The sequence below is a fragment of the Mesorhizobium sp. M7A.F.Ca.CA.003.01.2.1 genome (genome assembly GCF_003998945.1).
GTDB lineage: Bacteria > Pseudomonadota > Alphaproteobacteria > Rhizobiales > Rhizobiaceae > Mesorhizobium > Mesorhizobium ciceri.
Genome location: NZ_RZRA01001657.1, coordinates 1 through 468, shown reverse-complemented (window position 1 = coordinate 468; position 468 = coordinate 1). Strand labels below are relative to the sequence as shown.

The 468-nt window shown below is 65.8% G+C and carries 1 protein-coding gene; it reads right to left on the bottom strand.

Going from position 1 to position 468, the window contains the following annotated elements; translation table 11 throughout:
- Positions 1-468: CoA transferase (locus tag EN969_RS34795; protein ID WP_206525388.1), on the bottom strand; the 468-nt coding region annotated here is incomplete at both ends.

Below are 468 nucleotides of genomic sequence, written 5' to 3'. Positions count from 1 at the left end.
ACGCAGGCTTGTCGCGATAGGGTGCGAGTTCGCTGAGCGACAGGAGATCGGCCAGCTTGGGAATCGGCGTCATGGCGATGGCGAGGTATCCGTCCTTGGCCGGGTAAACACCGTAAGGCGCCGACAGATAGGCATGCGCGCTGCGGAAGCTGGAGCGCCTGGGCAGCCGGCGGCCGTCATTGAGATGCGTCGTCAGCACCTCGAACTGGAAATCGACCAGCGCTTCCAGGAGACTGGTTTCGATATGGCTGCCCTGGCCGGTGATGCCGCGCCGCACGAGTGCGGCCAGAATGCCCTGCGCGCAGGCGGCACCGGCCAGCATGTCGCCGATGGCAAGACCGAACGGCACCGGCCCTTGGTCCTCATCGCCGTTCAGCCACATCACGCCGGAGCGCGCCTGCGCCAGCAGGTCTTGGCCGGGTCTCTTGACCCATGGTCCGTCTTCGCCATAGCCGCTGATCGAGGCAT